Source organism: Nocardia panacis, from assembly GCF_003598715.1.
GTDB lineage: Bacteria > Actinomycetota > Actinomycetes > Mycobacteriales > Mycobacteriaceae > Nocardia > Nocardia panacis.
In genome coordinates this window covers 1-6,343 of the sequence record NZ_QZFU01000025.1, presented here as the reverse complement: position 1 = coordinate 6,343, position 6,343 = coordinate 1, and the positions used below count along the sequence as shown (strand labels likewise).

General features: G+C 37.6%; 5 protein-coding genes. 2 read left to right on the top strand and 3 right to left on the bottom strand.

Features of this window, described 5'->3' with window-relative positions; all coding sequences use genetic code 11:
- Positions 1-1,234: 1,234 nt before the first annotated feature.
- Positions 1,235-1,708 carry a DUF3967 domain-containing protein gene (locus D5S18_RS36705; RefSeq protein ID WP_120043025.1) on the top strand — a complete coding sequence of 158 codons (474 nt, stop codon included), beginning with the start codon at positions 1,235-1,237 and terminating at the stop codon, positions 1,706-1,708.
- A 118-nt stretch (positions 1,709-1,826) separates the two neighbouring features.
- On the opposite strand, the gene D5S18_RS36700 is transcribed toward D5S18_RS36705, so the two are convergent.
- Positions 1,827-2,450: a hypothetical protein gene (locus D5S18_RS36700; RefSeq protein WP_147404082.1), complete on the bottom strand. Its 624-nt coding sequence runs from the start codon at positions 2,448-2,450 to the stop codon at positions 1,827-1,829.
- A gap of 329 nt (positions 2,451-2,779) precedes the next feature.
- Between D5S18_RS36700 and D5S18_RS36695 the strand changes: the two genes are divergently transcribed.
- Positions 2,780-2,992 carry a hypothetical protein gene (locus D5S18_RS36695; protein ID WP_147404080.1) on the top strand — a complete coding sequence of 71 codons (213 nt, stop codon included), beginning with the start codon at positions 2,780-2,782 and terminating at the stop codon, positions 2,990-2,992.
- A gap of 274 nt (positions 2,993-3,266) precedes the next feature.
- On the opposite strand, the gene D5S18_RS36690 is transcribed toward D5S18_RS36695, so the two are convergent.
- Positions 3,267-4,292, bottom strand: a complete 1,026-nt coding sequence (locus tag D5S18_RS36690; RefSeq protein WP_120043022.1) for a protein rep — start codon at positions 4,290-4,292, stop codon at positions 3,267-3,269.
- Between the two features lie 771 nt (positions 4,293-5,063).
- Complete coding sequence (locus D5S18_RS36685) at positions 5,064-6,182, bottom strand: response regulator aspartate phosphatase (RefSeq protein WP_031308973.1); 1,119 nt, start codon at positions 6,180-6,182, stop codon at positions 5,064-5,066.
- Positions 6,183-6,343: the final 161 nt, after the last annotated feature.

Below are 6,343 nucleotides of genomic sequence, written 5' to 3'. Positions count from 1 at the left end.
TAAATCCTAGCACATGAAATACGGCTATAACTTGCTTGCGTTTCCATTTTTGAAAATTTTCGGTATCTCGCAAACGTTTTTTAAAATGAATTCAGCAGACAAAACCAAAAAACGCATTTAAAGCCCTTATAAGCGTTTTTGACGCATTCCCCTATTTCAATTACCTGAACAAAAATAAAAGCGCTCAGAATCGAATCTGAACGCTCTCAACGGCATTTTTGAAATGCACGATATGTTTTTTTATACGTTTTATTTTCATCTTGCGTACTACCCCCCTGTTAGCATGGGGGGGTTCTCGTTTGGCTCTCGGTGCTACGCTTGTCGTTGCCACTCAGGCGACTACCGCCGCCTTTTCGCTTCGCACCTTCGCCAAACAATCAGATGAATAAAACTTTCTCTTATTCTATCATTTCCACCAAATTTTTTCATCAATTTCCCAACGGTACAATGCCTGGCATTCTGCTTTGAACGGAGAGAAAATACACGTGCAACTTTTCAGGTGCATAAGTGGGCACTGATTCTCCAGTGACTCTTTATGGGCTCTGCCCAAACCCGCCAACGGTCAGCCCGTTGGATCGCAAATGTTCAAACCCCCTACCCCCGATCTTCGGGGGATGCCCCTTCGGCTGGCGCAAACAAACGGGGTTTGTTTGAATCAATAGGCTTTGGATGTGGTGAATGAGTCAACTCCTTAATGCTCACTTTCGTTCCGCTTACCGTTGACTCATGCCACATGTTTTTCACTCCATTTTTTAAACAGTAACGCTCCTTTTGAGTGCACACTTTTCCGAAACAACACAAAACAAACACGAAACTTTCGTGAAAAACCCCCGTTGGCTTTTCTAAAAACACGCACATTTTTTGGTGCGTATAACTGGGCACTTTGACAAGTGGTCGGCAACTGGTCGATCATTTTTCATCACTGATCCGACAGTGATCGGCTCGTTTTTCAGTAGTGATGGGAAAGTGATTACCTCAAAAATCGCCACTGCTGCAGGAGTGATTTACACCACTTCTTTGGGGTCATTTTTTTGCTAGGCTTTGCCTAGTTCCACACCATAAGTGGGGACAAAAACCCCTTATGCTCTTTTCACCTTTTCCGAAATGTCTCCAGCGACACTTATCAAAATTTTTCTCTTTCAACCCGCTACGCAAAACAAAAATATTTTGCCTTTTGATCTAGGAGGGCGTAGCGTATACCGTAGCGAATGAATCATAAAGAGGTGAACCCGCTATGAAACCCGAAACCTACCTTTCTTCACAAGACATTGCAAACAAGCTCAATGTCTCCAGCGTCACGATACGCAAATACGCCGCCATGCTTGAGAAAAACGGCTATAATTTCGCCAGAGACACTAAGGGATGGCGTCAGTATAATGAGTCCGATTTATCCGCTATGGAGTATATATACACACACTCTAAATTGAGTGGTAAATCACTAGAAGAAGTAGCCAAGCTTGTAGCGACCTTGTATCGGTCAAACTTGTCCATATCGGATACCGCTACACCGCTACAAGATGTCAATGTCGCCGATCTCATTCAAAGACAAGAGGAATTCAATCGGACCATCCTAAAACGACTCGAACAATTTGAAGAACAACAAAAAAAGCGAGATGAAAATCTCATGCTCGCTTTGAAAGAATCCATTGAAACAAAAAAAATGATTGCTGCTGCTCAACAAAAAAAGTGGTGGCAATTTTGGAAATAGAACACCCATGACAATGGCGCACTTATACACACTTGTGTGAATGCTAAAATCTTTCGATCCGTCAAGCATGTAACAAAAAAAGCAGACTCTTTTGAGCCTGCTTTTATCAAAAATCACACTAAAAACATTCTTTTTGTACAACTCCTAGACTGAAGAACTCCACCCAATGCTTTGCATATTCAGCTGGAAGTGCTCTTTTTGTTACATTAATCGCTTTCTTTATAGATTTCGCTCTAGAATAACCTAAATTACGTTGATGCTTATAAGCTTTAATTAAAGCATTAGCAACCACTCGAGTTCCACCCATAATTTTAACAGCCTTCTTGATTTTTAAAATTTTAGACCAAGGTAAAGCATTCATAGCAATAGCTTTACCAATTCCCCAAATACATCCACTCACACTCAAAGTACTCATAACTGGTTCATCAAAATCAGATGATAATTTTAAGTATTCTCCATCAGCTATGAATTTCTGACCGGCAAATTCATTACCTTTATTCTTGTTAAACCATTCAACACTCTTTTCAATACCTTCAGAAGCAACTTCATCAGGAAGCTTTTCTAATAATTCTAATATCGCAAAATTAACATCCATATCAGGGAAATCATTCAAAAGTACATTGCTATCTGATACAATACTTTCATCAGTTTGGGCAGAAATGGATTTAGCAGGCAAAATAAAGGAAAAAGCTAATGACAAACAAATCAAACTAACAAAAATCGAAAAGGTCTTTTTTCTCATATTACATTACTCCTATTCTTTAATTCTTTAATACATAGTAAAATAATAACACATTTAGCATAAAAAGGAGAGTTTAAAATTGAGTGAAACCATTATAAACCTAATAGCAACAATAATAGCTGCACTATTAATAGTATTTGTTCTCTCTCATAAAAAGTTAGAGAAAAAGCTTGATTTAACAATACTTATATTAGTAGCAACCACAATATTTTTGGTTAAAATTCAGTGGGTTTGGATAACTGTTTTCTTACTTTCTTTTGTATATTTTGGGATCAAATATACGTATAAGTCTAAAAAAGGATAAAACGTATCACAAAAAGTCGGCTCAATTGTCGGCTTTTTCTGTTTCTGAAATAGCACATGCGATGATCATCAAAGTAAAAAAAATGAATGATCCTAAATCCATCACATTGACTTCAATCGTCAATCTATTCACCTCCACAGTAAATGGATTTTATCACAAAAATATCCATCAAAACGAAGCGCTGAAAAATAAAAAAAATGCTTGCGGACACCGCAATCAAAAAAGAAATTTCACCTGACATATTGACATAAAAAAAGTGGTAAAGGAGAAATTCGAGGTATTACCAAATGAGTAAATTAAGTAAAATAATTCTTAATGTTTTCTTGGTAGGAACAATCTTTTTCTTAGGCAGTTATTTTGGTTATAAATCAAATGGGGTTGAATTACAGGGACTTCTTTACACTGGTGTAGTCTCATTAATAGGTCTAGTAGTAACAGGTACAGTAAGTCTGATTAGAAAAAATAAAAGCACAAGCATGTAAAAAAGCAGGCTCCAGCAAGAGCCTGCTTTTCTATGTAATTATGTAATTCTTGATCCCAACATGCCAATGTGCCATGACTTCAAACGTCTCATTGGCTACCTCATCATCATCTTCTTCAATTCTGATCAGATCTCCATCTTCCGCATCCGTCAAATTCAGTTCCTTATGAATCTCTTTCAAGATCCCGCCGTACCCGATCAATCGTCTGGCACTTAATGCATCATCCAAATAATAGACCGTATCCAAATTTTCCTCGGTCACTTCATTCCCACGTATGACATCCGTATCCTTCACAGGATACTTCGATATTTCAAGAATGGCCTTTTGTTCTTCCATCTCTTTACGCACTTCTTGTTCAATCGCTTCCGCATCGATTCCTTTTTTTCCTTTGACCCGCTGCACATGCACAATCGGTGTGTAATCCAATTTCATTGCACGCTTCCAAAGGCTTGTCCACTCTGCTTGCTTAATATAACTTTTCCCTGTGAAATAGCTTTTCTTCACAGGAACAAGAACATGAAAATGTGGATGATATGTATTTTCTTCATGGTTTTTTGTGATCTCTAAAGCTCTGAAATATCCAAATGCTGAAGAATTCACTTTTTTATATTTCATCAACCTATTAAAACCTTTCATCATATCAGAAATGGCTTGTTTCAGATAATCGCCATCAACATTTCTAACTGTTAACGTGAGAAATATCCATGCAGGCTTATACTGCCGATTGGCTTCTTCGACAATCAATTTATTGTGATAGGCAATTTTTAACGACCTTCGCCATGCACACATAGGGCATAACCTCACTTTACAAAAATAAGCTTGATATAATCGTAGCCTGCCCGTTTCTTTATCTCTCCTAAACGCAAGACATTCCGCACAATCAGATACTTTCTCTGCCTTTTTTCCGTAATAAGGCGCACCGGTACGCTTTTCAAGTCCTTCATAATGAGCCGCCATAAGCGACGATCTCACCTTTTTCCCTCTCCAATCCCGCTTTTTACCTGTTGCAGTTTTGTCCTGAAGGATGCTATAATTCGATTCAGATGAATATGTCAAAGCAAAAAACTCCTTCTGCGCTAGTTCTCTAGCAATCTATTATTTTTGGTGGTACTTAAATAATAGCAGATGGAGTTTTGTGCTGTCAAAAGACCTTCTAACCCTTGAAACCATTGGATTTATCGTACTTTTTGAAAATCTCATTGTTTCTATATGTATCAAGATAAGAAAAGACACGATTCTGACTCCGTCAAAATCGCCCAAAAAGCTGGCGAAACCGCCATCTTTTTAAAAGATCAAAACCCAAAAACCTAAAAGACCAAAGACTAAACCAAATTTCCCCGCAGGGGGAGATTTTTTTTTGATTTTTTGCCCCCCTACTCAAAAATTGAGTCCCCCCGTTTTTATAGCCTTAACACTTTTTTTGTAGCTTTTAATCACTCAAATACATATCAAAACCCTGCAATCATAGGGTTTATTTTGCCAAGAAAAAACACCACACCGTTTCTGTAGCCTTTACGATCAGAAACACCTTTTCTGTAGCCTTTTGACTAAACCTCACACCAGAACGTGATAATCACAACCTGGATAATCACATTCTGGTAAGCACGTTCAAAAACCTAATCGTTTACGTCTTATTTTCAAGTAACTACACATGATATTTCCACAAAAAAACAGACCTAAAAGGTCTGTTAATTTTCATGTTACAAATCGAATACGATACATCATGTTGCATTCCTTGACGCAACAGAAACGCTGTTATCTTGCGTCGCTAAACCATAAACCGGCGCAACAGTCACAGCTAAAATCAAAACGGCAGCCATAATTTTTTTAAACGTCATATTCAAAATCGCCCCTTTGAATCAGTTTCTGAACTTGGATCATCTTCTTATAAAAAAATACAGAATCATCCAGTCGTTCTATGTCATTATAAAATCTTCCAGCCTCTAAAGCTAGGTCTTCTAAATAAGGATAACCACGACTATATAAAAGTTGATCGAATTTTTGATTGACTTCAACACTAGGCGAAACCGTCACATATAACTCATGAAGCACATTAAAAAGATCGACAAACATAGAATCATCATACTTTTCAGCATAGCTCTTTCCTTTCACACAATAATCAAGAGCTTCTTCTTTTCGTCCCTGCTTAAAGAAAATGATGGCTAAATCATAACAAGCTTGTACAACCTCTTTAGCACCGATCTTCTCGCCTAACTCTAATGCACGTTGGTAATATACTGTTGCTTTCGCAACATCATCTTGTTTATTAAAACAGTTTCCTAAATTCAACAAACCCTTAGTCGTAATATAATCATGGCCAAGTGCAATAGATTCCTGTAAAGCTCGTTTCAAATGGGGAAGTGCCTTCTCATAACTGACCAAATCGTCATAATTTCCCGCAATCACGAATCTACACTGGATTAACCTAACTTGATATATACTGTTTGCCTTATAAGCATGATACGCCTGTTCAACATAATACATAGATAGATGTGTTTGCTTCATGTGATAAAAGATTTCTGCCATTTTGAAAAAGAACTCCGCACGCTCCAATTCATCAGCTACTTTATCAAGTTTTCTTTCCGCATAGCGATAAAATGTAATAGCTTTTATGTACTCCCCTTTAGAAAACTCATACATCCCTCTGAAAAAATTGAAGTAGTACTCCATAATACCAGTAAGCCTTTTTCCTTCACCTTCGACAGCTCTCAAATAATCAGCTTTGTTGACAGTATTTTTTGATGGATTTACGTATTCAAGCATCTGTTCATGGCGAAATTCCATTAGCTGAAAATAAAGAACAACCTGTTCGTCTTCCTCCATCAAATCCAGTTCATTCTTAACTTCGTTACGGAGAATCTCTGCATCTGTCACATTCAACCTTTTGATATGCCGATACCACTCATTAATCTTCTGACCAATCACAGGCGCTGCAATAGTTCCCATACCATCAATCCCCCGATACATCGCTTTTTTATGTTAAATCCTAGCACATGAAATACGGCTATAACTTGCTTGCGTTTCCATTTTTGAAAATTTTCGGTATCTCGCAAACGTTTTTTAAAATGAATTCAGCAGACAAAACCAAAAAACGCATTTAAAGCCCT

Excerpts from the sequence above, each read along its gene's own strand:
- D5S18_RS36685 (WP_031308973.1), bottom strand. The coding sequence starts at position 6,182 with ATGGGAACTATTGCAGCGCCTGTGATTGGTCAGAAGATTAATGAGTGG.
- D5S18_RS36700 (WP_147404082.1), bottom strand. The coding sequence starts at position 2,450 with ATGAGAAAAAAGACCTTTTCGATTTTTGTTAGTTTGATTTGTTTGTCA.
- D5S18_RS36705 (WP_120043025.1), top strand. The coding sequence starts at position 1,235 with ATGAAACCCGAAACCTACCTTTCTTCACAAGACATTGCAAACAAGCTC.